Source organism: Achromobacter spanius (assembly GCF_002812705.1).
In the GTDB taxonomy this organism is placed as follows: domain Bacteria; phylum Pseudomonadota; class Gammaproteobacteria; order Burkholderiales; family Burkholderiaceae_B; genus Achromobacter; species Achromobacter spanius.
Map to the genome: position 1 here is coordinate 421,929 of NZ_CP025030.1, position 23,658 is coordinate 445,586.

The window sequence follows — 23,658 nt, forward strand, 5'->3', positions numbered from 1 at the left end:
ATTTCACAATATCAAGGTGCGCAACCAGGATTTTCCGCGCACCCAACCGCCCTGGCTAACGGGGTATTCTCTGACGCTTTGACGCGCGCGCGGACACCGTCGCGGCGGACAAGCACACACACAGGAAGTTTTCTAGGAATGGGGATGTTTGGAAGATCGCAACGGGCCGTGTTCAAGCCCTCCGTATACCAACCCGGTCAACGCACGCGGCGCCTGCCGCGCTGGCTTGTCCTGCTTCTGGTGGGAATTGCCCTGGGTGCGGGCGGCGTGCTCTTCCTGCAAACCAATTACGGCCCGCAACGCCTGACGGTCGAGCAGTCCGAGTCGCTGCACAGCGAGCTGAGCGCCTCCAATCTGGAGCGCCAGCGCCTGCAAACGCAATTGGAAGAAGCCACCCAGCAGCGCGACGCCAATAAATCCGGCCATGAAAAACTGACGACCGAACTGGCCGACGCCCGCGCCAAGATCGACACGTTGAACAAGGAACTGGTCCTGTTCCAGGACGCCATGCCGCCGGACCCGCGCGGCGGCAATCTGGGCATCCGCTCGGCCACCTTCAAGCGCGGCACCGGCCAACTCGGCTACCAAGTGCTGGTCATGCGCGATGAACCGTCGGGCGCGCCCTTCCAGGGCACGCTTACGTTCGCCATCGAAGGCAGCTACCCCAACGGCCGCGCCGCCACGATCACCCCCGAAGGCCCGGCACTCAATGTCGACCGTTACGATTACGCGCTGGGCGACCTTACCCTGCCGGACGGCTTCAATCCTCGCGTGGTGGTGCTGCGCGTGTTGGACGGCAACCAGAAGCAGCAAGCAATGCGCATCTATAACGTGCGCAAGTAAGCGCGCCGCGCTGGCCCCGAAAACCCGCCTCGGCGGGTTTTTTTGCGTCCTCGCAAAATCGTTGCGCACGCAACTTATTAAGCATATAGTTACGCAAACAACCAAATTCCAGAGACAAGATGCCGCTCCCCTCGCACGTACCCGTTCTGATTGCCGGCGGAGGCCCCGTCGGGCTGACCCTGGCCGCCCTGCTGGCCGAATACGGCATCGCCTCGCTGACTGTCGAGGCGGACGACGACTATTGCAGCGGCAGCCGGGCCATCTGCATTTCGCGTCGCTCGCAGGAAATCATGGCGTGGGCCGGCGCCGACAAGCCGCTGGTAGCCACCGGGCTGCCCTGGACCGGCGGCCGCAGCTACTACCGCGACCGCGAAGTGCTGCACTTTGAAATGCCACACGACCCGCTGCAACGCTATGCGCCGATGGTCAACATCCAACAGTATTCGATCGAGGAATACGCCCATCAGGCCATGCAGCGCCACCCGGATCTGGCGGCCTTGCAGTGGTCGGCCCGCGTGGCCGGCCTGCGTACCGAAGCGGACGGCGTCAGCGTCGACATCGACACCGACGGCCAACGCCAGACCGTGCGCGCCGACTGGCTGATTGCCTGCGACGGCGGACGCAGCACCGTGCGCGAAGCCATGGGGCTGAAGCTGGAAGGCATGCAGTACGAAGGCCGCTACGTCATCGTCGATATCGAACAAGCATCCAGCCGGCCCGTGGAACGCCTGGCCTGGTTCGACCCGCCGTCCAACCCCGGTTCCACCCTGCTGATGCATCGCCAGCCCGGCAACGTCTGGCGGGTGGACTACCAGATCCGCGACGACGAAGACCCCGAAGAAGCCGTCAAACCGGAAAACGTGCTGCCGCGCGTACAAAGCCATCTGGACATGATCGGCGAAACCGCGCCCTGGAAGCCGTTGTGGATCTCGGTCTACAACGCCAAGTGCCTCACGCTGAACCAGTACCGCCACGGGCGCGTGCTGTTCGCCGGAGACGCCGGCCACCTGGTGCCCATCTTCGGCGTGCGCGGCTTGAATTCCGGCCTGGACGACGCCGGCAACCTGGCATGGAAACTGGCCTGGGTCTTGAAAGGCCAAGCGCCCGACGGCCTGCTGGATAGCTACAGCATCGAGCGCGTCCACGCCACCCGCCAGAACTTGGCCTACGGCGCCAAGAGCACCGAATTCATGGCGCCGCCCGACTTCGGCTTTCGCCTGATGCGCGAAGCCGCGCTGCGCCTGGCCTTGGTGGACGCAACGGTGCGCCCGCTGATCAACCCACGCCAGTCCGCGCCCATTTCCTACGATGCCTCACCCTTGAACCTGACCGACGGCGCACCGCAGGCCCGCCCCGCCGCCGCCCCCGGCCAGCCCGCGCCCGACGCGCGCCTGCATGACGGCGGCAGGCCCTGCTATGTCAGCGAGAGCTTCGGCCGTGGTTTCGTGTTGCTGGCTGTGTCGCCCTCGGCATCGCTGGCGCGTGGATTGGACGCCCTGGCCGCTGACACGCAAGCTGCGCCGCATCCGCTGCGGGTGCTTAGCGTTGGCGACGGCGGCTTGGACGATGCCCACGGCCAGTTGCGCGAGCGCTATGGCGCCAGCGCGGGCGCCGTCATCCTGATCCGCCCCGACGGTTATGTGTTGGGCCGCTGGTCCGCACCGCAAGCCGCGCAACTGCGTGCCGCCCTGGCGCCCTACTACCCCGTGATCGCCCAGTCCGCAACACAGGAAGGCCAAGCATGAACAACGACGAACTTGACCAGGTCTACACCCGCATGGCGCAGACGCTGACGCGCGTGGGGGAATCCCAGGCGCCGCTGTTTCTATCGATATTGGGCTTGTCGCTGTTAAGCCGGCAGCCAGACGCGGCCACGGCGCTGGCGCTGCTGGCCGAAGCGGAAAACGCCTGCCAGGGCGAAGCCGCTGTGGCAAACTACCCCGCCACCACTCCTGCCCGCCCGACGTGAAACCGCCCGCCCTGGAACGATTCCTGACGTATCGCCTGCACGTGCTCAACAAGATCACGGACCGGGATACGAATCGCGCCTATCTGGAAGACTGCGGCATTCCCTTGGGTGAGGCGCGCTGCCTGGCCGCGATCGGGCGCTATGCGCCGCTGTCCGTCAACGACCTGGCGCGCGCGGCGAATCTGAACAAGGGGCAGGCCAGCCGGTCGGCGCAGGCGCTGGTGGATCGCGGGCTGGTTGAAAAGGCGCTGTCCACGTCCGACGGGCGCGGCGTGGTGCTGACGCCCACCCAGGCGGGCATGGCGCAATACCAGCGCATCATCGACCTGATTGCGCAGCGCAATGAAGAGATCTTCGGCTGCCTGAACGCCAGCGAACAGCAGGTGCTGGGAGAGATGCTCGACCGCCTGATCGAGCATCTGCAAACCCAGGAAAACGACGGCTAGGCGTCGGACTTCGGCGCCGTGGCGCCCATCTGCGCAGCCGCTTCGTCCATGAATTGCGCCATGCGCACATCCAGCTCGGTCACCCCGCCCGCGTCATGCGTGGTCAGCGTCACGTCCACCCGGTTGTAGACGTTGGTCCATTCTGGATGATGATTCAGCTTTTCCGCGAACATGGCCACACGCGCCATGAACCCGAATGCCGCATTGAAATTTGGAAAACGGAAGCGTTTTTCAATGGCATCACGCATGGCCACGGCCTGCCATCCGGTCAGGGCGGCCACGGCGGTATCGGTGCCGATACGGGCGGGGGGAAGCATGCTCATGGCTAGGCCTTATTGCTTGACGGCGTACAAGTAGATCTCCACGCGCCGGTTCAGCGCGCGCCCTTCGGCGGTGGCATTGTCGCCGATGGGATCGTTTGGCCCGCGCCCTTCCGTGCTCATGCGGCCGGCGGCCACGCCCTGCTTGGCCAGGTAGTCCGTCACGCTCTTGGCGCGGTTGACCGACAGGGTCTGGTTATGCGCCAGCGCGCCGGTGCTGTCCGTGTGGCCAACCACCTTGGCGCGCAATTCGGGATGCTGGTTGAGCGAACGCCCCACGCTGTCCAGCACCGGCAGCAAGGCCGGCTTCAACTGCGTCTTGTCCGTATCGAACGACACGCCGCTGGGGATGTTGACCTTCAGGCTGCCATCGGGCATTTCGACGACATCGATGCCCAAGGACGATGCGCCCGATTGCTGTACGTCTTCCTTGACGACCTTCCAGTTGTAGCCCACGAGGCCACCCGCCACGGCGCCGATGCCGGCGCCGATGGCTGCGCCCTTGCCGTGCCCGATCAGCGCGCCAATGCCGGCGCCCACCGCCGCCCCCGCGCCCGTTCCCACGGCAGTATTGGTTTGCTGCTGCGTGGCGCAACCGGCCAGCAAGGCCCCCGCCGCCGCAACCACCGCCATCCGGTTGAGCATTGTTCTTGAGTTCATGGCAACCTCCACGATTCCTGCGTGCGCCGGGTCATTCCGGCGTAGTCCATGCTAGCAAGGGCACGCGGCGCCACGCGCAACATTTTGTACTGGCCGCGGTTCAGCCGCGCCTGCCGACCAGCATCGCCAAGCCGAACAACGCGCCCAGTCCGCCCACGATCGCCAGCGAGATCGACGGCTCGCGCATGTTCAGCGCCATTGCAGCCGCCGCGACGCCCAGCCCGGTGATGAGCGCGCCCACCAGGCGGCCGCCGGTGGATCCATAGAAATGCGTGCGGCGCGCGGGCTCGGTGCCGGCGGGCTGGCGTTTTTGCCAGGCGTTCAGCGCCTGTTCGAAGTCGCGCAGCAAGCGCTCGCGGCTGGGCAGGTCCACCGCGCTGACCAGCAGCGTCGGCAGGCCCGGGCGGATCAGTTTCAGGTAATCGTCCGTGCCCCAGCTTTTCAGGTCGGCAAAGGCAATCGGCCCCCGCCGTGAAAACTCCAGGCCATCAGGCGTGACCTTGACGGCATTGCGGGTGGGAAAGCCCTTGAACGCCACCAGCGGCGGCACCAACAGGCCCAGCACGGCCAGCACGATGGCCAGCACGATCGGCCCCCGGTTGAACACCACCAGCATGAAGCTGCCGGCCGCCAAGGCAAAGGCCAAGGGCACCGACAATTGATGCCAGCGCGTATAGACGGCCGCCTGGATGCCTTCGTTGCTATTCATGCTTGGACCCTGTCAATTTTCGGCTCTTACAAGATTGGTGCCGTTGCCGCCCACCGGCAGCGAGCGCACTTCCGGCATGCGTTCCGGATCCGGCCAGAATTCCACCTTCAGAAACGCTTCGGTGAAGATATCGTCATCGACCAGGACCTCGGTGCGCAACACCGCGTAGCCATTATGAACTTGGAATTGAACCGAATCTTCCCACGGCTTGCTGGTGAATTCGACGGACTGGCTGCGGTCCTTGCGTACCCAGCGCCAGATGTCGGCCCACCCGGGGCGCGAGCTCAGGCTGTTCACGTAGTCGTCCGCCTTGTCCATCCACGTCTTGGGGTCGGGCCGGCCGGCCACCATCTGCGCCTGCGACGGGCCGCGCGGTTGCAGCTCCGGGTCCTGCGCGCGCACCGAGCCCTTGCTGGACACCACGGCGGTGACGCCCGCCCCGCCCAGCTTGAGGCTGTAGGCGTAGTCGCTGCTTTGGGTATAGCCGGGCATGATCACTTCCAGCACCAGACGGTCGCGGCCCAGGACTTCCCCGCTCCAGAAGCCATACCATTGCAGCGACACACGCACGCCGAACACCGCGCGGTTGAAGTCGTCCAGTTCGTCCTCGCGCGTCGCGTAGACCTCGCGGCCCTCCACGCCTTCGAACTCTTCGGCCCGCATGCAGCAGCGCGTATACCAGACCTCAAGCTCGCTTTCGGTGGCGCTGTCGCCCCAGAACTTGAAGTACAGGCCTGCAACCAGCAGGCATAGCCCCAGCGCGATCCAGCCCCACACCGGAATGCCCAGCAGCACCGTACCGCCGCTGGTCAGGCCCACCATCGCGCCGCCGAAGCCCCCCGCGCCCGCCGCCACGCCCGCCGTGCTGAACGCGCCGCCCACCGCGATGACGGCGGTGGCCACCCCGGTCAGGCTGGACATCAACAGGAAGGCGGACGACGTTGCATAAGCGCCGCCCGCTTCGTAGTTGTGGACGTCGTACTGGTCTTTGGCGTTGAGCGCGTTGTTGGCGCTGTCGACGAAGGTCGCCGCGGTGGCGAACACCGCGCCCGCCGTGCGGAAGGTGGCCAGCCGCATATTCAGCCGCAGGTTCATCGTGAACGCGGTGTTCGCGCCCACGCGCGCGCCGATCGCGCCGGTGGTGACTTCGATCGCCACGCTGCCCACCCCCAGCACGCCGGTGGTGATGCCGAACCAGGCCTTGCGTTCCTTCTTCGCATCCTGGACAGCTTGCGCCGCATTCAGCTCCGACACCGATGTATAGATGGCCACCAGCGCCATCACGCCCGTGGCGCCCGCGTAGGAGGCATCGCGCGACTTGGCGTACTTGATCAGCCCCGCCATGGGCGACATGGTCGGCGCGGGCAAGGCCAGCACCGGTAGCGGCGCGGGCAGGCCCAAGGGCGGCGATGCGCCCGCCCCGGGTCGTGGGCGCGTCGTGGATGCGGCATTCGTTGAAGCCGCATTCGTTGAAGCCGAATTCATCTGCGCGTCCACTTCCTCCGGAATCACGTAGTTGATCGTGACCGATCGCGACGCCTCGGATTGTGTGCCCATCCATCCGGCGTTCATGTGCTGGGTCGCGCTGACGCCGCCCCCCGCCGTAATCGACGTGGACCGGTTGTTGGGTTCCCAGATGATCTCGTGCATGTCGGCGATCATGCGCGGCACCGTGGTCGTGTGGCTGCGCACCACCAGCACGGTATTCATGCGCGCCGCCATCGTCATCGACACGCGCGCGGCAACCCGTTCCGCGATCGGGTCGCGCGCCAGCGTCAGCCGCAGCAGTTGGGTCGCCATGAAGCGGCCGATCGCGGTCGTGGCCGCCCGGGTTGGTGTCGGCAAGCCCTTTGCCCGGCGATCCTTCAGCCAGTCGTTGTAGCTCTTGATCATCTTGCGGACGTTGGAGATCTGCTTGGACAGCTTGCCGCGCGCCTCCTTTTGCAGGAAGGCCAGCAGTTCGCCGTCGTTCGAGGCCAGCCCGCGCCAGATCGCTTCGTACAGTCCGTCCTTGTCGTCTTCCTTCAAGGACTCATCGATGGCCCTGTGTTCGCTGTGCACCGCGCCCGCGCCGTCCACGCACAGCGCAAGGTCTTCCTCCAGCCGCTGGCCCGCCACGGCGTCGTTGGGCGAATACGCCTTCAGCGTCATCCAGAAGGCCTCGCGGCCGTACCACCACGCCCAGTCCTTGCCCGCCCCCTCGATCAGGTCCTTCATGCGGTCGACGCTGGCGCGGTTGTCGCTGATGGTCCTGGAGACCTTGCTCATGTTGATGCGTTCGTGCATTCGCCGGATCTCATCACCCGACGAGTCCATCTGCTTTTCCAGGCCCAGGATGATCTGCGCCACGCCCACTTCGCGCAGCCGCGTCGGGTCCATGTGATGCTCGGCCAATTCGCCCATGCGCTTGTTGCGCCACGTCGAAATGTCCGCCAGCAGGCCCACCGGGTCGCGCAGCGCCAGCACCACCCCGCCCTTGGGCGTCATCTGCCGCATCTTGGTCGCCATCTCGGCGGCCTTTCCGCCGAAGGTGGTCACGCCCGGACTCAAGGTGTTGTTGAACAAGGTGGCGGCGCTGGCCGCATCGCGGAATTCGATGGAATGCGCGGCCAGGTTGGCGCCGTCTTCGGTCACGCGGTAGCCGGTATCCGGCTTGGGATGCCCGCCGCCCCAGACGGCGCGCGCATCCAGTTCAACCATGATCTTGCCGCGCCACCGATCGTCGCGCGTCAGCTCGCGGCGGATGTCACGGGTCCACCACACGCGCGAATAGCCGACCCACACCGAGCGTGATGCATTGGCCGGCGCCTCGACGTTGATCAAGGCCGATTCCAGGCCGTGGCCTTCTCGCGTGCAGGTAAACGTGGGCTGCTCCGACGGACGGTTGTCGTCGTCCACCGGCACTTCCTTCATCTGGCCCGTGGCGGTGGCCGCGAAGGCGCGCCACCCGTAGCTGCGGCGCGGGTCCCACACGTACACATAACCCGCCGTGATGGCGCGCAGCATATAGGCGCCCTGGCGCATGGTTTCGTAGTGCAGTTCGGCGTCCGCGTACACGCCGTTGGGCAGATCGTTCCGGCCGCCCGGCACATACGCCACCCGCATCGGCAGGATCGGCAAACCCGGCCGGCCGCAAAACTTGCCCTTGCAGGGAAGCGCGTCGTAGTCAGTCGTCATGCTTGTCGATCCTCCCGTGCCTGCGCCTGCCGCGCAAACAACCGCCAATCCTCGTCATCCATGTCTTCGGCCGCGTTGCGCAAGCGGCCGCCCTCTTCCTGAATCTCGCGCAGCAGCGCGGCAAACGACGGCGCGCGTTCCAGCGGCGCGTCCAGGCGCACGCGCCAGGCCGCGAACAACGCCGCGTCTTCGTCGTCGTTGATGCCGCAGGCGCTGGCCACATCCAGCGCGCGGCGTATCGGCTCCAGCGCCGATGGGCCGTAGTCCAGCCCGCCCGCGTTCAACCGTTGCAGCACCGCGTTCACCTGGCCCAAGCGCGCCAGCCGTGGCCAGTCCGGCGTGGCCGTCTGCATGGGGCCGGGCGTGTCCGGCAGCGCCTGCCAGCGCGCAAAGCCGTCGATGCACATCCACGCCGCGCCCGCGATCCACGACGCGGGCGCGCAGCCCGCATACAGCTCGCTTTGAAACTGCGTCGTGCGCGGATCCCAGAAGCGCAGGATGCGCATGCGCCCCTGCGCGTCGCGCAGCCGCGCGCGCAGGATCAGGCGCTGGGCCACTTCCGCCAAAGGCAGGTCGGTGGCCAGCCACGCCGACATCGACCGCGCACGCTTGACCGCGGGCGCGGGGCGCAGGGCTTCGTCCACCGCCAGCCGAATGCTGGCGTTGACCAGCCTTTCGTACCGGATCTCGTCGGGCACCTCGGCCAGATACAAGGGCGGCGCGGACGCGCCCTGCGATATCAGGTCCACCGCGCGCCGCGCCAAACCCGCCGTGGCGATCTCATCAGCCAAGGGGTCGGCCAGCGTGGAGTCGCACAGCAGCAGCACGCGGCGGCTGGCGCGCGCGTCCAGTACCGCGCGCATGCCGGCAATGGCGTGTTCGACGGCGGCCTCCGCGCGCGCCGACCGGGACGCGGCGCCTGCCTGCGTCGGGTCCGCTGGATCCCTCGGATTCTTTGGGTGCGTCCGGTGCGTCGGGTCCTTCGGCGGCGCCGGGTGAGTCCGGTCCTTCAGGTCCGTCGGATGCACCGGGTGCGTCGGGTCTATCCTCATGCCGCCAGCGCCCCACTGCCGGCCGCGTCTTCCAGCGCCGCGGCGCAGCCTTCCAGTTCACCCTGCGGCGGCTGCGCCGGACCGGTTCCGCTTTGCGGCCCCACCCAGCTATGCACGCCCGCCTTCAGCTCCACCTTGCCCGGCGCGTGCAACTGGATGCCGCCGCCTTCGACGCGCAGGTAAGCGCCCGCCGCCGTGGCCAAGACCTTCTTCGATGCGTTCACATCCACCGCGCCCTGCGCCGACACCAGCGTCACCGCCTTTTCGGCGGCCAGGCGCATGCGCGCCTTCTGGCTCTGCAAGCGCAACTTGCCGCCCGCCGCGTGCAAGCGGATGCCTTGCTCCGCCACCGCGCGTCCGTTGCCGCCCAGGCCCTTGGTGAACAGCACCACGCCTTGCGCGACGCAGACGGCCAGGTTCGCGCCCGCCGCCCAATTCACGTCCGGGGCCACCTGGCACAAGGTCGCGCCCGCCACGGTGTAGGCGTTGTGCGGCGTGTACTGGCCGATGCCCTTGGGCGCGCTGACCTGAATGTGCGGCAGCGTGTAGGCGGGCACCGCAGTGGCTTCCTCACCCTGGGTTGCAGCCCCCTGGGTTTCAGCCTCCTTCGTGCCTTCGATCACCTTGCGCACGGCCTCCAACTCATTGACCGCCCGCGTCTTGTCCCCGTCGCCGGACAAGCCCGCCTCCTGGCGGCCCGCCGAGGCGGACAGCTCGGCCGCTTGCTCGATGGCCTTTTCCATCTGCTGGATGGCTTCTTCGCTGTCCAGCAGGCCGCCCGTCGCGCCCTCGCGCTTGTCGGCGCTGATCAGCAAGCCCTCGCCCGCGCGCAGCGCCAGCGCTTCGCTGGTCGCCAGTTCCGCGCCATGGCCCAGGTCGGACAAGCGTTCGTTGTCGCGCTGCTGCTTCAGGTGGCCCAGGTTCAGCCGCGCCTCGGCCTGCGTGGTCGACGCGGTCAGGCGCGACTGGCCCGGCGTATCGTCCTGCACCAGTTGGTTGTAGCCGCCCATGCCCCGGCCGCTTTCGGCCAGGGCCTGCGTCTTGAAGCCCGACATCACTACGTTATGCGCGTGCCCGTCCTGCGTGCCCGCGAACCACGCCGGTGCGTTGCCGGTGGCCTTGGCCGCGCCGCCCTGCACCTGATTGTTGGCGGCATTCTCCGTGCCCGCGCCGTTGTACAAGGCGCCCACCACCACCGGGCGGTCGATATCGCCATGCAAAAACTGCACCAGCACCTCTTGGCCCAGGCGCGGGATGAAGTGCCCGCCCCAATCCAACCCGGCAACCGGTTCGGCCACGCGCACCCAGGTGCCCAGCGCCTCGGATGCGGGCGCGTTGTCGTCCCCGGCGGGATGCGCCTGCCGATTGCTGGACGCGCTGCCCCGCTGCCAATGAAACTGGATCTTCACGCGATGGTCGCGGTCGGTGTGGACGGGGTCGGCCGCGCCCACCACCAGCGCGGTCTGCGCGCCGTGCACCGTGGGCCGCGGATGCAGCCGTGCCCCGTGACCGTCGCGCGTGCTGGGCCGATATTCCAGCGTGGCGGCAATCGCCTCGAAGCGGTTGCGATAGAACTCCGTATCGCCGTCCTCTTGCGTACCGGCGGCCCCCAACGCCTGGGCCACCGCCCGCCCCAGGTCTTCATCGAAATTGTTTCGCGCCTCATGCTGCATGCGCATCACCACGAAATCGCCGCCTTCACCTTGCGACGGCGCCCAATGGCCGGTCAGGGTAAAGCGCTGCCCCGGCGCCAGCGTGCGCACCGTGCCGTCGCCTTCGTACAAGGACTGGCCCACGCGCTGCGCGGCCAACGCATTGTGGGCCAGGCGCTCGCCCTGCCCGCTGTCTTCAAACAAGTATTGGCCGGGATAGTCCGAGTCGGCCAATTCCAGCGTGTTCGGCATCTTGTCATCGACCTGCGCGCTGGCCTGGCGGGCCTGCATGGCGCGATAGTCCCAAGTGGCGATGCGCACCGCGTTCGTGCGCCAGGCGCGCCGCTTGCGCCAGCCCTGGATGGTGTCCTCGCTTTCGGTGGCATCGGCACGCTGGAACTTCACGCTGGCTTGCGGGCCGTTCTTGAAGGCGCCGTTGTGGTCGGCGATGACGACGGTATGGGTGCCCGGCTCGCCGTCGCCCGCCTCGTGTTCAACCCAATAAAACAGCCCCTCTTCGGCCAGCAGCCGTTCGACGAAGGCGTAGTCGGTTTCGCGATACTGGATCGTCAGGCTGCGCTTGGCGTAGCCGTCGCGGTCTTTCAGTTCCCAACGCCATTGCGGCGCCACGGCGCCCTGGCCGTTGTAGTCGCCAAAGACGCGGTCAACAATGTCGATTACGGACAGGTCCTGAAAGGCAAAGCTGTCGCGCCGCTGGCGCAGCAGCGCCAGCCACGGCTCGATGCGCAGCCGATAGCGCGCAAAGCCGCCGTTGGCGCCTTCAAAGCGCGCCTCGGAAACCAGCCCGCACCACACCCGGGGTTCATCGCGGCCCAAGGCCGTCTGCAACGCGACCTGCACCGGTTGGCCGATCAGCGTCTTCAACGGAATATGCGCGTCATCGGACAGCGCATCCACGTGCAAGAGGTAGCCGCCGTCGCTCAATTGCTCGGTGGCGTGCAGCCGTTCGGCCAGCAGCTTGTCCTGGCCCAACGGCGTGCTCAGGTCCAGCAGGCGATCGGCCTGTGTGAAGCCGGCTCCCAACAGGCTGGCGGCGGCAAGTTCGAGGGCCATGTCGACGTCTCCCGGCTCAGCTCATGCGAAAACGGAAATCGCCATTCTTGCCCGCGCCCACGCGGATCTTGGCGATGGCTTCGCCCTGCGCCATGCGGCCCAGCACCTGCTCGGCAATCTCGGGCAGCAGCGATCCATTAAGAATGTGGTCGACGTTGCGCGCGCCGGTGTCCACCTCGGTGCAGCGCGCCAGCACGGCTTCCACCAGCGCGTCGTCCCACTCGAACAACGCGCGGTGCGTCGCCTGCACGCGGCGCGCGATGCGGCCCAGCTTCAGGCCGATGATGTGCGCCAGCGCGTCGTCATCCACCGGAAAGTAGGGAATGGTCTTCATGCGCCCCAGGAACGCGGGCTTGAACGCCTTGTACAACTGCGGCGCCAGCAGTTCCGACAACTGCTCCGGCGTTGGGCGCTCTTCGGCGGGCTTGTTCAGGCAGGCCTGCATGATCGTGCTGGACCCCACGTTGGACGTCAGGATGATGAGCGTGTTGCGGAAGTCGATCTCGCGGCCTTCGGCGTCGTCCATCACGCCCTTGTCGAACACCTGAAAGAACATTTCCAGCACGTCCGGATGGGCTTTTTCAATTTCATCCAGCAGCACCACGCTGTAGGGCTGGCGCCGCACGGCTTCGGTCAGCACGCCGCCTTCGCCATACCCCACGTAGCCCGGCGGCGAACCCTTCAAGCCCGAAATGCTGTGCGCTTCCTGGTACTCGCTCATGTTGATGGTGATCAGCTTGCGTTCGCCGCCGTACAGAATGTCGGCCAGGGCCAGCGCCGTCTCGGTCTTGCCCACGCCCGACGGCCCTACGAACAGGAACACGCCCTTGGGCTTGTCCGGGTCTTCCAGGCCGGCGCGCGCCGTGCGCACGCGTTGTGCGATGGCGTGCAGCGCGTGGTCTTGCCCGATCACGCGCTCGGCCAGCATCGGCTGCAATTGCAGCACGGTGCGGATCTCATCGTTGACCATGCGGCCCAAGGGAATACCGGTCCAGGCCGAAATGATCTCCGCCACGATCTGCCCGTCCACGCAGGCGGGCACCAGCGGCTGTTCGCCTTGCAGCGCACGCAGCTCATCCATCAGGCCGGCCAGGCGCTGCTGTTCCGGCGTCAGCGCGGGCTTTGCGGCCTTGCGGCGTGAGGTCGTAGATGCCGGGGCTGGGGCGGCGGCATCGGCATCGGCGGCGGACGCATCCTGCCCCTGCGCTTCCAGCTCGGCGCGCAGCGCATGGATCCGTTCCACCAGGCTCGTCTCCGCCACATGGCGCGCTTCCGCGTCCGCCAAACTCTGTTCCACCGTGGCGATCTCGGCATCCAGTTCCGTCAAACGCGCTTGCGGTGCGCCGGTGGCGGCTTCGCGGCGCAGCGCCGCCTGTTCGGTGCGCAAGCGCGTCAGGCGATGGCGCGCATCGTCAATCAGCGCGGGCGTGGCGCTACGGCCCAGCGCCACTCTGGCGCAAGCCGTGTCCAACACGCTGACCGCCTTGTCGGGCAACTGCCGCCCGGTGATATAGCGGTGCGACAAGCGGGCCGCCGCGCTGATGGCCTCGTCCAGAATGCGCACGCCAAAATGCCGCTCCATCAGCGGCGCCATGCCGCGCAGCATGGACGCGGCCAGCGCTTCGTCGGGCTCTTCCACCTTGACGACCTGAAAGCGCCGGGCCAATGCCGCATCTTTCTCAAAATACTTCTTGTATTCGCTCCAGGTGGTGGCGGCGATGGTGCGCAGTTCGCCGCGCGCCAACGCGGGCTTGAGCAGGTTGGCGGCATCGTTCTGGCCCGCCTGCCCACCGGCCCCGATCATGGTGTGGGCTTCATCGATGAACAGGATGATGGGCGACGGGCTCTTCTTTACCTCGTCGATCACGTTCTTCAGCCGGTTCTCGAATTCGCCCTTGACGCTGGCGCCCGCCTGCAACAGGCCCATGTCCAGCACGCGCAGCGTCACGTCCGCCAGCGCGGGCGGCACATCGCCCGCCACGATGCGCAGCGCCAGGCCTTCCACCACGGCGGTCTTGCCCACGCCGGCCTCGCCGGTCAGGATGGGGTTGTTCTGCCGCCGCCGTGTCAGGATGTCGATCATCTGGCGGATCTCGGCATCGCGGCCGATCACCGGGTCGATCTTGCCGTCGCGCGCGCGCTCGGTCAGGTTCGCCGTGTATTGGTCCAGCGCGGGCGACGGCGACAAGGCGGGCGCGGGCTGGCCGTCATCCCCCTGCAACGGCGCGCCATCCGCAAAGCCCACCGCCTGCCCCGCCTCTTCCGAGCCTTCCGTCAACGCGGCGAAGTCATGCTTCAACGCATCCAGGCGGAACGATTCGAACAACGACGAACCCCGCCGCGCCAACTGCGCCAGGTCCGGCTCGGTCAGCAAGGCCAGCAGCAGATGCCCTGAGCGGATGCGCGTCGTCTGCGTGTCCAGCGAGGCAATCAGCCACGCATGCTCGAACAGCTTGGGCAGATGCGCGGAGAACACCGGCGTGCGCGTGTTGCCATTCTTGAAGCGGCCGATTTCGGCTTTCAGGTCCGCTTCCAGCGCATCGGTGTGGATGTGGCAGCGCCGCGCGATGATGCTCACGTCGCTGGCCGGCTTCTCCAGCAGCGCCAGGAACAGGTGTTCCAGGTCCACCTCGTAATGGCCTTGCGCCATGCACAGGCTGGCGGCGCGCTCGGCGGCCTGGCGGCAGGTCTGGTTCAACTTCCCAATCAAGGTCTTCAGCGGTGTGGCCATGAGTTTGTTCTTGGTCTGTGGATCAGTGGATCGTGTGGAGTTCGTAGCTGGCGTCGTCGCGGTCGGCCGTGGCGGGTTCGGTGCTCAGGAATGAATTCCAGCCCAGCCGCACATCGCCGCCTGCGCCCAGGCGGCTGGGGCCGATGGCCTCGCGCGCCAGCACCAGCCGCACTTCATATTCAAAGGTCATGCCGCCAAACATCGTCAGCAGCTTTTCCAGCGCCTGGGCGCGTTCGCCGCCCGGCAGAAAATCGGCAAAGGCCTGGCGCGACAAGGGGCCGATCCATAAGCGGATGCGCAGGTCCCGCTGCCAGATGCGATCGCCCGCCAGCGCCGACACGCCCAGCACGGCGCCGGGTTTTCCCAACTGCGTGCGGTTCTGCGGGGGCACGTCATACCAGCGGCCCACGAACTGCTCAACGCGCAAGGGCACGCCAAAGTAGTCCTGCAACACCCGCTGCAAGAAAGGGGCAGACACCGGCCGTTGCCGCGCCGCGGCCGCGTAATGCGCCACCGACTCGTCAAAGATGCGGCCCGCGCCGTTGTGCAAGCGGTCCCGCAGCGCCGGATGGCCGATGCCGCCCAGCGCCAGCAACAGCGGCAGGTAGTGGTGGTCTTGCTCGGTTTCATGCCGCAAGGGCATGCGGTACTTCTTCCAGGCCGCGTAGAACAACGCGGCGGCCCGGTTCGAAAAAATATCGAAGAAGGCGCGGGCGCCACGGTCGCGCCGCAGGCTTTCCCGGTTGGCCAGCATTTCGGAATAGTGCAGCGGCAACGCGCCCTGCGCGCCCAGCAATCCAAAGAACGCCGGCGTCAGGTCCACGCGGCCCAGCCGCCCTTCGGCCACCGCCGCCTGGCGCGACGCCTCGTCGGCCAGCACGTCGCCGTTCTTGTCGTAGGCCACGGCGTCCACGATTTCGCTGGGCGGAAACCCCAGCCCGGGCGAATTCGGAAACCGCAAATGCACCGGCACCGTATGGCGTGTGCCGCCGCGTTCCTGGCGCGCAAAGCACTGCTCCAGCAGACGCACCGCCTGGAAAAACTTGAAGCGCTGCGGCTCTGCCAGCAGCGCGTCCATCACGCTAGTATGGCGTCGCCGTTGCATGGGGGGCATCGTAGTAATTCCTCTGCGCCTCGGCGCGACAGCACCACCAACTGCACAAAGCTGTTGGCGTGCACATACAGGCCGAAGAAGCGGTTGATGACGGCCACGAAGGTGTGCAGGCTGGTGCCCACAAAATGGTCTTCGTTGACCGTGAGCCGGATTTCAATGCCGCGCACGAAGGTGGCGAAAGGCTCGCCCGGCATCCAGTGCGTGGCCGGCTTGTAGTCCAGGCCGACCAGCCCTTCGATCTGGCGCGCGGCCACCGCCGAGCCCGACAGGTCGTACAGGCGCAGCGTTTCCTTCAAGGCGGGCAAGCCGCTTTGCACCAGCGACAAATGATTCAGCGCCAGATGCGAGATCAAGCGCCAGTGCGCCGCGCGCCCCTGTTGAAAGCGATGGGTGTGGGTGGGGCGGCGCAGCATGCGGATGGCGCGCGCCACGGTGCCGCCTTCCATGAACAGGTCACCGCCCGACTGGCCAACCGCAATCTGCGAGGGCAGGTCGCGGTTGGTGCAGGTCAGGTCCAGGCTCAGGGTTTCGGTTTGCGGAATCGAGGGATCGAAATCGATGTCCACGATCGAGATCTCGGTTTCGTAGCCGGGGCTGCGCTGCGCCATCGCGGCATCGCGGCGCATCGTCCAATAGTGCCCGGCGGTTTCCGGCGATTCGCCATGGTGCAGCGAATAGAAGGGGCGGAAGTCCACCACCGCGTCGCCCTGGGCGTTCTGCCGCACCTGGCGCACGCGGTCGATGGAATAGACCTCGTAGCCATAGGCGCGCCGCGCGTCCGCCACCACCGGGTACGAGGCGGAGGCGTGCGTCACCCGGATGGGGTCGGCGCGCTGCGCAAACAGGTTCACCACCGGCGTGCATCCCAGCCGCAGGTTGTCGGCCGTGATGGATTCCAATAGGCGCGCGGTGTTGGAATCAGCGCGCAGGCCCGCCACCGGCAGATGCAGCGTGAACTGGCGCACGGTGCCCAGGTAGGGGCGCAGCGCGGCCAGGTCGATATCGACAAAATTGAATTTCTCGGAGAAAACAAAGTACTCGGCCAGCAGCCGATACGCGGGATGCGAGCTGGCCGGAAAATCAATCAGCGCGTCGTCTTCCGCCAAGCCCACCTGGGCCAGCGGAATCTCGGGCAAGCGGTCCCAGCGGCCGGGTTGCAGCTCGACATAGGCCGCCGCCGTGCGCAGGAACAAGGCGTCGCGCAGCGCCGCCACGAACGAGGGCTCGCCGTGCAGGTACACGCGCAGCTTGTCCAACCCCGGCATGCCGAAATGCTGATTTTCACCCTGGCAGCCCAGCGTGACGGTGAAGCGGCCCGTGACGCCCGCCGGCAGCTTGGCCGTGGCCGGCGCATTCGCGCTAGAGAAAAACCCCGCGCGCAGGACCTCGATGGGCGCCAGCGTCACGTCGTAGGCCGTGCGAAAGCGGCACGACACGCCGCGCACCGGATGCGATTTCAATTCGGTGCCGCGCGCGATGCGCACCGCCGCGGACAACTGCGCGCCCGCGCCGCCCAGGTCAAACTGCGCCACGCTGCATGACGGAAACGGCCGCAGGTAATGCGGGTACATCACCTCGAACAGCGCTTCGGTGAATTCGGGGTAATCGTCGTCCAGCTTCTTGTTGATGCGGGCGCTCAACAAGGCGAACGATTCGATCATGCGTTCAACGTGCGGGTCTTCGCAGGTTTCGCCCGACAGCCCCAGGCGCGCGGCAATCTTCGGATAGCGCTCGGCGAAGTCGCGCGACGAGGTCCGCAAAAACCCCAGTTCGCGCTCGTAATAAGGCAGCAATTCTTCCATTGTTGTCTTCCCTTCCAGCGCGCAAGGTGCATCCGCACGACAAATTTATTCTTCAGACCGTGGCGGGACTCTTGGCCCAGCCACGGGTCACGGAGTACTGCAAGGTCGACGGCTGCAAGGTCGCGTCGAAGGTCACGGGTTCGTGGGCGGGACCCACGTCCAGCATGGCCGTAATCGCGAAATACAGTACCGAGGTCGCCCGGCTATCCACCTGCAGCATCACCCGAACATGGGTCAGCCGGGGTTCGTGCCGCGCGATGGCCTGCTCCAGCGAGCGGCAGATGAACTCGCGGTCGTAGTGGCTGGCCAGGCTGAGCCCCGAGAAATCCGACAGCCCATACGTCAGTAACGAGCGCTGGCAATTCGGGTAGCGCCGCAAGTCTTCCTCGGTGAACACCATGCGGGTGTTCAGCAGCGCCTCGATATCGCGCGCCACCGTTTCCTTCATTTCCTCGATCGACAGGCGCCGAAGCGCGTAGGGCGATTGGCCCTCGCCTTCGAACAGCTTGTCGAACAGACTCGGTTCGAATCCTTTCATCGGGGCCTCAAACAAAAAAAGACGGCGACCCGGCTCGGGCCGCGGTCTTCTGCCTGCCAGGCCGCGATCAGACCGAGTAGGTCTTGTCGTTCTTGGTCAGGCTCCAGGCGCCCTGGGCGTTACCGCCCTGATTGCCGCCCACCTTCTGCTGCGTGTACTTCCACTGCACGGCGGCGTACTTCAGCGAGAACGATTCGTGCGGCAGCCCTTCGGCCACCACTTCGGGCGCCACGCGCGCGATGATCACGTACTTGAGCTTGATTTCCAGGTACTTGACGCGGTTGCCCTCGCCGTCGGCGCGCAGGAAATCGATGGTGACTTCATCGAATGTGGTGCCGCCCGAGGCGTGCTGATACAGCAGCGGGCTGACGACATCCAGGTCCTTGGTGAAGACCATTTCGCCATGTTCGGTGCGTTCGGCGGTATGGCCACCCGAGGTCGACGCCGTAGCGGAACGCGGCTGGATGATCTCGTGACGCCACGAGCTGACTTCGATCCAATCCGGGTGGTCCTTGTCTTGCGATTCGCCCTTGAGCGCCGGATTGCCGAACTTGACGTAGATGTCCTTCATTGTTGTAAACCTCTTTGAATGGATGAGTTGTCAGTGCAACGACGATCAGGATTTCTGAGCCTGCGCCGGCAATTCGGCAACCAGGCGCAACGAGATCGAGAGTTCGTCAAGCTGGAAATGCGGCCGCAAAAACGCCACGGCCCGGAAGACGCCCGGACGTCCAGGCACCTCGGCCACCTGCACCGAAGCTTCGCGCAGCGGGAACTGCGCCTTTTGTTCCTGCGTCGCGTTGTCGTCCAGCAGCACGTACTGCGAGACCCAGCGATTCAGGAAACTCTCTACGGACTGCGCCGACGCGAAGCTGCCGATCTTGTCGCGCATCATCGCCTTCAGGTAGTGCGCCACGCGCGACACCGAGAAGATGTATTGCAGTTGCGCCGACAAGACCGCGTTGGCGTTCGCGCTGTCCGTGTTGTATTTCTTGGCCTTCTGCACCGACTGGGCGCCGAAGAAGGCCGCGTAGTCCGAGTTCTTGCAATGCACCAGCGGGATCAGGCCCTGGTCGCTCAGTTCTTTTTCGCGACGGTCGGTGATGGCGATTTCGGTCGGGCACTTCAGCGCGATTTCGCCGTCGTCCGTCTTGAAGGTGTGGGTGGGCAGGTTTTCGACCAGGCCGCCACCTTCCACGCCGCGGATCGCCGCGCACCAGCCAAAGTCCGCGAACGCGGCCGTCAGGCGGGCGCCAAACGCCCACGCGGCGTTGCACCACAGGTACTTGGAGTGGTCGGTGCCATCCACGTCTTCCACGAAGTTGAAGCCTTCGACGGTGGTGCCTTCCACCGGGTCATAGGGCAGACGGCCCAGGAAGCGCGGCATGGTCAGGCCGACGTAGCGCGAGTCTTCCGAATCGCGGAAGCTGCGCCACTTGGTGTATTCCACCGTATCGAACACCTTGGCCAGGTCGCGCGGGCGGCCCAGGTCGGCAAAGCTGTCCAGCCCCAGCAGTTCCGGCGAGGCGGACGCGATGAACGGCGCGTGCGAGGCCGCCGCCACGTGCGACATCTGCTCGATGAAGTACATGTCTTCGGGCTGGCGCGTGATTTCAAAGTTGCCCAGCAAGGCGCCGAAGGGCGCGCCGCCGAAGGTGCCGAATTCTTCTTCGTAGACCTTCTTGAACATCAAACTTTGATCAAAGTCGATCGCAGTCTGGAAGTCGCGAACCAGATCACGCTTGGTGGTGTTCAAGACCTTGATCTTCAGCATCGGGCTGGTGTCGGTCTCTTGGCACAGATAGTGCAGACCGCGCCAGGTGCTTTCCAGCTTCTGGAATTCGGGCGCGTGCATCACTTCGCTGAGTTGCGCCGAGATCAGGCGGTCTAGCTCGGCCACGCGCGCGTCCAGCATGGCCGACAGGTTGTCGGAGACGACCACGGTGCCCTTCATGACTTCGCGCACCAGCTCGCCAATGATGTCCTTGGCGCGGTCGTGCTCGGCGGTGGACTTGGCCACGCGGCTCTGCTCGACAATCTGGTCCAGCAGGCCGTTCTGGGCGTCGGCCGATGCGGCGGCGGTGGCGTTCTGTGCGGCGGCGGAATTACTCATTGCGGCCTCCCTTGTCGGTCTCGCTGGTCAACTGTTGCAGTTTTTCCGTGCTGGTCAGCACTTCGCCCAGCAGGTCTTCAAGCTTATCGTTACCGGCAAGCTTGTTGCGCAGGTCGGCCAGCTTGGTGCGGATGTCCAGCAGTTCGCGCAGCGGGTCCACCTGCTGCACCACGGCTTCCGGACGGAAATCCTCGATGGAACGGAACTTCAGGTCGACACCGAACGTGCCGCCCTCTTCGGTCAGGCTGTTCTTCACGCGGTACGCCGCGCGCGGCTCCAGCCCGCGCATCACGTCGTCAAAATTATCGACGTCGATGTTGACGAACTTGCGGTCTTTCAAGCGCGGCAGTTCGGCTTCGGATTGCGCGCTGAAATCACCCACCACGCCGACCACGAACGGAAGCTCCTTCTGTTCAATGGCGTCGCCCTTCTCCACGTCGTAGGTCAACTGAACACGCGGCGGGCGGACTTTCTGCAGTCGTTTCTGAACGCTTTCTTTCTTGGCCATGGAAGGCTCCGTGCAAAGGATCTTGTCTGTCGGTCAGTCGTGCGCCGCAGGCCGCGGCGCACGCTGAGGCGAATTACTTGGTGAGCAGATCGCCGAAGGGATTCGGCGCGCGATTAGGCTGCGAGGCGGGTGGAGTAACGGGTTTGGGCGCGGCGGGAGTTGCGGCGGGTGCAGCACCAGGCGATGCGGCCGGCGCAGCGGATGCAGGCGCCGAAGCGGCTTGCGTTGCGGCGCTGCCCGCGGGCACGGCGGGTTCCACCTTGCGTTGTTGTTGGCGACGCGGCGGCGGACGGCGGCCTTCGGGAAACAGCACATCTTGCCCCAAGGTTTCACGCATGGCGGCGGCCAGCGCCACCGCATCCGCACGCGCATTGCCGGCCAGCAGCGCATCGGCGCGCAGATCGGCCAGGGACTGCATCGCCACGCGCAGGCCGCCCACCGCACGCACCGTCTTGGCCACGAAATCCTGCGGGTCGCGGCTTAGCGTTTCGTCGGCGGCAACAATGGCCTGGCCATATTTCTGTTCGTCAAAACGGATCTTCGCAATGTAGGACCAGGGCTCGCCCTTGGTCGGATTGCGTTGGGCAATCTCTTCAAACTGCGCGACGGCCTGATCCGCGCCCTTCTGCGCCAGCGTCTTTTCCGCTGCGGCCATGGACTGTTTGTATTCGGCTTCCGACTGCGGTTTTACCGACGCACAGCCGGCCATCAAAACGACAAGACCGGCGACAACGACGAGGCGGGAAAAGGGCATTTTTTAAGCACCTAGCAGGGTTGTAACTAGGGGCCGTATTTCAACAACCTTTTGTTAGTACAGCGCTACAGCGCGTGTCTTCATGTTACTCACGTCGAAATTGCACGCATCGTGCAGCCATCTGTATTGCTTCACACTCTTCCGGTATAAAGGGCCATGTCCAAACATATCCATTTATCACGTTTGTTCGCAGTGGCCGCCTGCTCGCTCGCAAGCACCGCAATCACTGGATGTGCGGCCGTTTCGGCCATCGGCGCAGTGGCCGGTTTGACCGGTAATGCGATGGAGATGGCGGGCTTGAAAAAGCAGGAAAACGCGCCCGTGGAAGTGAAATTGACGGTGCACGCCGGAGAAAATTTGAACGCCGGCAGCGGACAAGCGACGGCGGTAGTTACAAAAATATACTACCTGAAGAATCCTGAGCAATTCCAACGTGCGCCGCTCACGCAATTGATAGACACTGCGCAGGAGAAAACCGCGCTGGGGGAAACGGTGCTGGGTTCGCGCGAGCTCACGCTCACGCCGGGACAGCGTGTCGAGACCGTTGAAAAAGTCCCCAAGCAAGCGGAATACATCGCGGTTGCCGGGCTGTTCTATGCGCCGGCGCCGATGCGTTGGAAGTACGTATTCAAAGTCGACGACGTTGAAGACAGTGGCATTGTCCTGGGCGCGCACGCCTGCGCGCTGACGGTCGCCACTGGCAAACCCACGTTGCCGGCGGGCATACCAACCTACGACCCGTCTCGCCTTTCCGGCGTCCAGTGTCCCGGTTGACGCGCACCGCGCGACTGCCCGCCTTCTATATATATAGAGATAGAAAGACCTGAAGGAGCGTCACTTGAGTTATTCAGCCAAAGTCCTCTGGGGTGAGGGCTTGTTCCTCCGCCCGCAGCATTTTCAGCGGCAGGATGCGTATCACGAAGACCGCTTGGCCGAGATGGCCCGCGCGCTGCATCCCTATGCCTGGGGCCTGCGCTCGGCGCGTTTCGATGCCTCGGCGCTGGCCAACGGCATGTTGCGCGCCATTGAAATGACGGCCGTGTTTCCCGACGGCGAGCTCTACAACGCGCCGCACGGCGACGAGCTTCCCCCGCCCGTCGCGCTGACCGCGCTGGATGGCGTGAGCGAAGCGGTGTTCTATCTGGCCATCCATCCGCTCAAGGCCATCGGCGGCAACTACCGCGACGGCCAGGCGGCAGCCAGCTTCGACACCCGCTACACGCACGACAACGCCCCCGCGCCCGACCTGTACACCGGCGCCACCACGGCCGAACTGACCTACCTGCGCAAAGACGTGCGGCTGATTTCCGAATTCGAGCCGCGCGACGAACTGCTGGCGATTCCGGTGGCGCGCGTGCGCCGCACGGCCAGCGCCGGCTACGAACTGGACACCTCGTTCATCGCGCCCAGCCTGTCGCTGACGGCCTCCGGCGCGCTGCATGAACAACTGCGCCGCCTGCTGGACGCGCTACAGGCCAAGGTCAACGCGCTGTACGGCTTTCATCGCGAGCCCAGCAAGAACATCATTGAATTCCGCTCGGGCGACGTGGCTTCCTTCTGGCTGCTGCACACCGCCAACGAAGCCTACGCCACGCTGTCGCACCTGTTCCATCACCCGCAACTGCATCCCGAACGCCTGTTCCAGGAACTGGCGCGGCTGGCGGGCGCGCTGATGACCTTTTCAAAGGTGCATACGCTGGCCGACCTGCCGGTGTACCGCCACGATGCCCCCGGCCCGGCGTTCGCGCGCATGGACGAGATTCTGCGCGACCTGCTGGAAACGGTGATCTCGACGCGCTACTTCTCCATCGTGCTGGAAGAGCTGCGGCCGTCGTTCCACATGGGTCGGCTGGATTCCGACAAGCTAGACGAAACGACCTCGCTCTACCTGTCGGTGCAAGCCGCGATGCCCGCACGCGAGCTCTCGGAAAGCGTGCCCATGCGCTTCAAGGTGGGCGCCCCGGAAGACGTCGACAAGCTGGTGCTGTCCGCCATGCCGGGCGTGCCGCTGACCTATACGCCGCAAGTGCCGCCCGCCGTGCCCGTGAAGCCCGGCGCGGTGTACTTCGCGCTGCAAACACGCGGTTCGCTTTACGACCGCATGCTGCAAGCGCGCAGCATCGCCATCTATGCCCCCGCCGGCATTCCCGAACTCAAGCTGGATTTGATCGCAGTTACCCGATGACAGGAACGACA

At 65.7% G+C, this 23,658-nt stretch carries 20 protein-coding genes; 6 read left to right on the top strand and 14 right to left on the bottom strand.

Annotated features, from left to right (window positions below):
- Nucleotides 1–144 precede the first annotated feature (144 nt).
- The 4 genes from CVS48_RS02030 (at nt 145) to CVS48_RS02045 (ending at nt 3,258) form a co-directional block, all read left to right on the top strand.
- Nucleotides 145–843 (top strand): DUF6776 family protein, encoded by a 699-nt coding sequence (locus CVS48_RS02030; RefSeq protein ID WP_100853040.1) that lies wholly within the window; start codon nt 145–147, stop codon nt 841–843.
- Between the two features lie 119 nt (nt 844–962).
- Nucleotides 963–2,588, top strand: a complete 1,626-nt coding sequence (locus CVS48_RS02035; RefSeq protein ID WP_100853041.1) for an FAD-dependent monooxygenase — start codon at nt 963–965, stop codon at nt 2,586–2,588.
- Nucleotides 2,585–2,812: a hypothetical protein gene (locus tag CVS48_RS02040; RefSeq protein ID WP_100853042.1), complete on the top strand. Its 228-nt coding sequence runs from the start codon at nt 2,585–2,587 to the stop codon at nt 2,810–2,812. Before CVS48_RS02035 ends, CVS48_RS02040 begins: the two co-directional genes overlap by 4 nt.
- Nucleotides 2,809–3,258 (top strand): MarR family winged helix-turn-helix transcriptional regulator, encoded by a 450-nt coding sequence (locus CVS48_RS02045; RefSeq protein WP_100853043.1) that lies wholly within the window; start codon nt 2,809–2,811, stop codon nt 3,256–3,258. Before CVS48_RS02040 ends, CVS48_RS02045 begins: the two co-directional genes overlap by 4 nt.
- Here the strand turns inward: CVS48_RS02045 and CVS48_RS02050 are convergent.
- The 14 genes from CVS48_RS02050 to CVS48_RS02120 form a co-directional block, all read right to left on the bottom strand.
- A complete protein-coding gene (locus CVS48_RS02050; RefSeq protein WP_050447524.1) occupies nt 3,255–3,581 on the bottom strand; it encodes a 4a-hydroxytetrahydrobiopterin dehydratase in 327 nt (108 codons plus the stop codon). The two genes, CVS48_RS02045 and CVS48_RS02050, sit on opposite strands and share 4 nt — an antisense overlap.
- 9 nt (nt 3,582–3,590) lie before the next feature.
- Nucleotides 3,591–4,238 carry a YiaD family glycine zipper/OmpA-like lipoprotein gene (locus tag CVS48_RS02055; RefSeq protein WP_100853044.1) on the bottom strand — a complete coding sequence of 216 codons (648 nt, stop codon included), beginning with the start codon at nt 4,236–4,238 and terminating at the stop codon, nt 3,591–3,593.
- 100 nt (nt 4,239–4,338) lie between these two features.
- Nucleotides 4,339–4,947: a hypothetical protein gene (locus CVS48_RS02060; RefSeq protein WP_100853045.1), complete on the bottom strand. Its 609-nt coding sequence runs from the start codon at nt 4,945–4,947 to the stop codon at nt 4,339–4,341.
- 12 nt (nt 4,948–4,959) lie between these two features.
- Entirely contained in the window at nt 4,960–8,124 is a 3,165-nt protein-coding gene (locus CVS48_RS02065; protein WP_100853046.1) for a T6SS effector BTH_I2691 family protein, read from the bottom strand.
- A complete protein-coding gene (locus tag CVS48_RS02070) occupies nt 8,121–9,176 on the bottom strand; it encodes a DUF4123 domain-containing protein (protein ID WP_242001122.1) in 1,056 nt (351 codons plus the stop codon). The genes CVS48_RS02065 and CVS48_RS02070 overlap by 4 nt, the downstream gene beginning before the upstream one ends.
- On the bottom strand, nt 9,173–11,902 hold the full coding sequence (locus CVS48_RS02080; RefSeq protein ID WP_100853048.1) for a type VI secretion system Vgr family protein: 2,730 nt from the start codon (nt 11,900–11,902) through the stop codon (nt 9,173–9,175). Before CVS48_RS02080 ends, CVS48_RS02070 begins: the two co-directional genes overlap by 4 nt.
- Nucleotides 11,903–11,918: 16 nt before the next feature.
- Nucleotides 11,919–14,633 carry a type VI secretion system ATPase TssH gene (gene tssH / locus CVS48_RS02085; protein ID WP_100853049.1) on the bottom strand — a complete coding sequence of 905 codons (2,715 nt, stop codon included), beginning with the start codon at nt 14,631–14,633 and terminating at the stop codon, nt 11,919–11,921.
- A 22-nt stretch (nt 14,634–14,655) separates the two neighbouring features.
- Nucleotides 14,656–15,747, bottom strand: a complete 1,092-nt coding sequence (tssG, locus tag CVS48_RS02090; RefSeq protein ID WP_167400935.1) for a type VI secretion system baseplate subunit TssG — start codon at nt 15,745–15,747, stop codon at nt 14,656–14,658.
- The gene (gene tssF / locus CVS48_RS02095; protein ID WP_100853051.1) at nt 15,711–17,549 is read right to left on the bottom strand and encodes a type VI secretion system baseplate subunit TssF; all 1,839 of its coding nucleotides are present in this window, start codon (nt 17,547–17,549) and stop codon (nt 15,711–15,713) included. The genes tssG and tssF overlap by 37 nt, the downstream gene beginning before the upstream one ends.
- A gap of 52 nt (nt 17,550–17,601) precedes the next feature.
- A complete protein-coding gene (gene tssE, locus CVS48_RS02100) occupies nt 17,602–18,087 on the bottom strand; it encodes a type VI secretion system baseplate subunit TssE (RefSeq protein WP_100853052.1) in 486 nt (161 codons plus the stop codon).
- Between the two features lie 67 nt (nt 18,088–18,154).
- Nucleotides 18,155–18,658, bottom strand: coding sequence for an Hcp family type VI secretion system effector (locus tag CVS48_RS02105; protein ID WP_006226591.1), 504 nt, complete (start codon nt 18,656–18,658; stop codon nt 18,155–18,157).
- Nucleotides 18,659–18,703: 45 nt separating this feature from the next.
- Nucleotides 18,704–20,200 carry a type VI secretion system contractile sheath large subunit gene (tssC, locus tag CVS48_RS02110; protein WP_100853053.1) on the bottom strand — a complete coding sequence of 499 codons (1,497 nt, stop codon included), beginning with the start codon at nt 20,198–20,200 and terminating at the stop codon, nt 18,704–18,706.
- Nucleotides 20,193–20,708 carry a type VI secretion system contractile sheath small subunit gene (tssB, locus tag CVS48_RS02115; protein WP_006226593.1) on the bottom strand — a complete coding sequence of 172 codons (516 nt, stop codon included), beginning with the start codon at nt 20,706–20,708 and terminating at the stop codon, nt 20,193–20,195. The genes tssC and tssB overlap by 8 nt, the downstream gene beginning before the upstream one ends.
- 73 nt (nt 20,709–20,781) lie before the next feature.
- Nucleotides 20,782–21,462, bottom strand: coding sequence for a tetratricopeptide repeat protein (locus tag CVS48_RS02120; protein WP_242001121.1), 681 nt, complete (start codon nt 21,460–21,462; stop codon nt 20,782–20,784).
- A 156-nt stretch (nt 21,463–21,618) separates the two neighbouring features.
- On the opposite strand from CVS48_RS02120, the gene tssJ reads away from it, so the two are divergent.
- Nucleotides 21,619–22,236, top strand: coding sequence for a type VI secretion system lipoprotein TssJ (gene tssJ, locus CVS48_RS02125; RefSeq protein WP_100853054.1), 618 nt, complete (start codon nt 21,619–21,621; stop codon nt 22,234–22,236).
- 64 nt (nt 22,237–22,300) lie between these two features.
- Nucleotides 22,301–23,647 carry a type VI secretion system baseplate subunit TssK gene (gene tssK, locus CVS48_RS02130; RefSeq protein ID WP_100853055.1) on the top strand — a complete coding sequence of 449 codons (1,347 nt, stop codon included), beginning with the start codon at nt 22,301–22,303 and terminating at the stop codon, nt 23,645–23,647.
- Nucleotides 23,648–23,658: the final 11 nt, after the last annotated feature.

Bases quoted from the DNA above. Each gene is read 5' to 3' on its own strand.
- CVS48_RS02030 (WP_100853040.1), top strand. From the start codon at position 145: ATGTTTGGAAGATCGCAACGGGCCGTGTTCAAGCCCTCCGTATACCAA.
- CVS48_RS02035 (WP_100853041.1), top strand. From the start codon at position 963: ATGCCGCTCCCCTCGCACGTACCCGTTCTGATTGCCGGCGGAGGCCCC.
- CVS48_RS02040 (WP_100853042.1), top strand. From the start codon at position 2,585: ATGAACAACGACGAACTTGACCAGGTCTACACCCGCATGGCGCAGACG.
- CVS48_RS02050 (WP_050447524.1), bottom strand. From the start codon at position 3,581: ATGAGCATGCTTCCCCCCGCCCGTATCGGCACCGATACCGCCGTGGCC.
- CVS48_RS02055 (WP_100853044.1), bottom strand. From the start codon at position 4,238: ATGAACTCAAGAACAATGCTCAACCGGATGGCGGTGGTTGCGGCGGCG.
- CVS48_RS02060 (WP_100853045.1), bottom strand. From the start codon at position 4,947: ATGAATAGCAACGAAGGCATCCAGGCGGCCGTCTATACGCGCTGGCAT.
- CVS48_RS02065 (WP_100853046.1), bottom strand. From the start codon at position 8,124: ATGACGACTGACTACGACGCGCTTCCCTGCAAGGGCAAGTTTTGCGGC.
- CVS48_RS02070 (WP_242001122.1), bottom strand. From the start codon at position 9,176: ATGAGGATAGACCCGACGCACCCGGTGCATCCGACGGACCTGAAGGAC.
- CVS48_RS02080 (WP_100853048.1), bottom strand. From the start codon at position 11,902: ATGGCCCTCGAACTTGCCGCCGCCAGCCTGTTGGGAGCCGGCTTCACA.
- tssH (WP_100853049.1), bottom strand. From the start codon at position 14,633: ATGGCCACACCGCTGAAGACCTTGATTGGGAAGTTGAACCAGACCTGC.
- tssG (WP_167400935.1), bottom strand. From the start codon at position 15,747: ATGCCCCCCATGCAACGGCGACGCCATACTAGCGTGATGGACGCGCTG.
- tssF (WP_100853051.1), bottom strand. From the start codon at position 17,549: ATGGAAGAATTGCTGCCTTATTACGAGCGCGAACTGGGGTTTTTGCGG.
- tssE (WP_100853052.1), bottom strand. From the start codon at position 18,087: ATGAAAGGATTCGAACCGAGTCTGTTCGACAAGCTGTTCGAAGGCGAG.
- CVS48_RS02105 (WP_006226591.1), bottom strand. From the start codon at position 18,658: ATGAAGGACATCTACGTCAAGTTCGGCAATCCGGCGCTCAAGGGCGAA.
- tssC (WP_100853053.1), bottom strand. From the start codon at position 20,200: ATGAGTAATTCCGCCGCCGCACAGAACGCCACCGCCGCCGCATCGGCC.
- tssB (WP_006226593.1), bottom strand. From the start codon at position 20,708: ATGGCCAAGAAAGAAAGCGTTCAGAAACGACTGCAGAAAGTCCGCCCG.
- CVS48_RS02120 (WP_242001121.1), bottom strand. From the start codon at position 21,462: ATGCCCTTTTCCCGCCTCGTCGTTGTCGCCGGTCTTGTCGTTTTGATG.
- tssJ (WP_100853054.1), top strand. From the start codon at position 21,619: ATGTCCAAACATATCCATTTATCACGTTTGTTCGCAGTGGCCGCCTGC.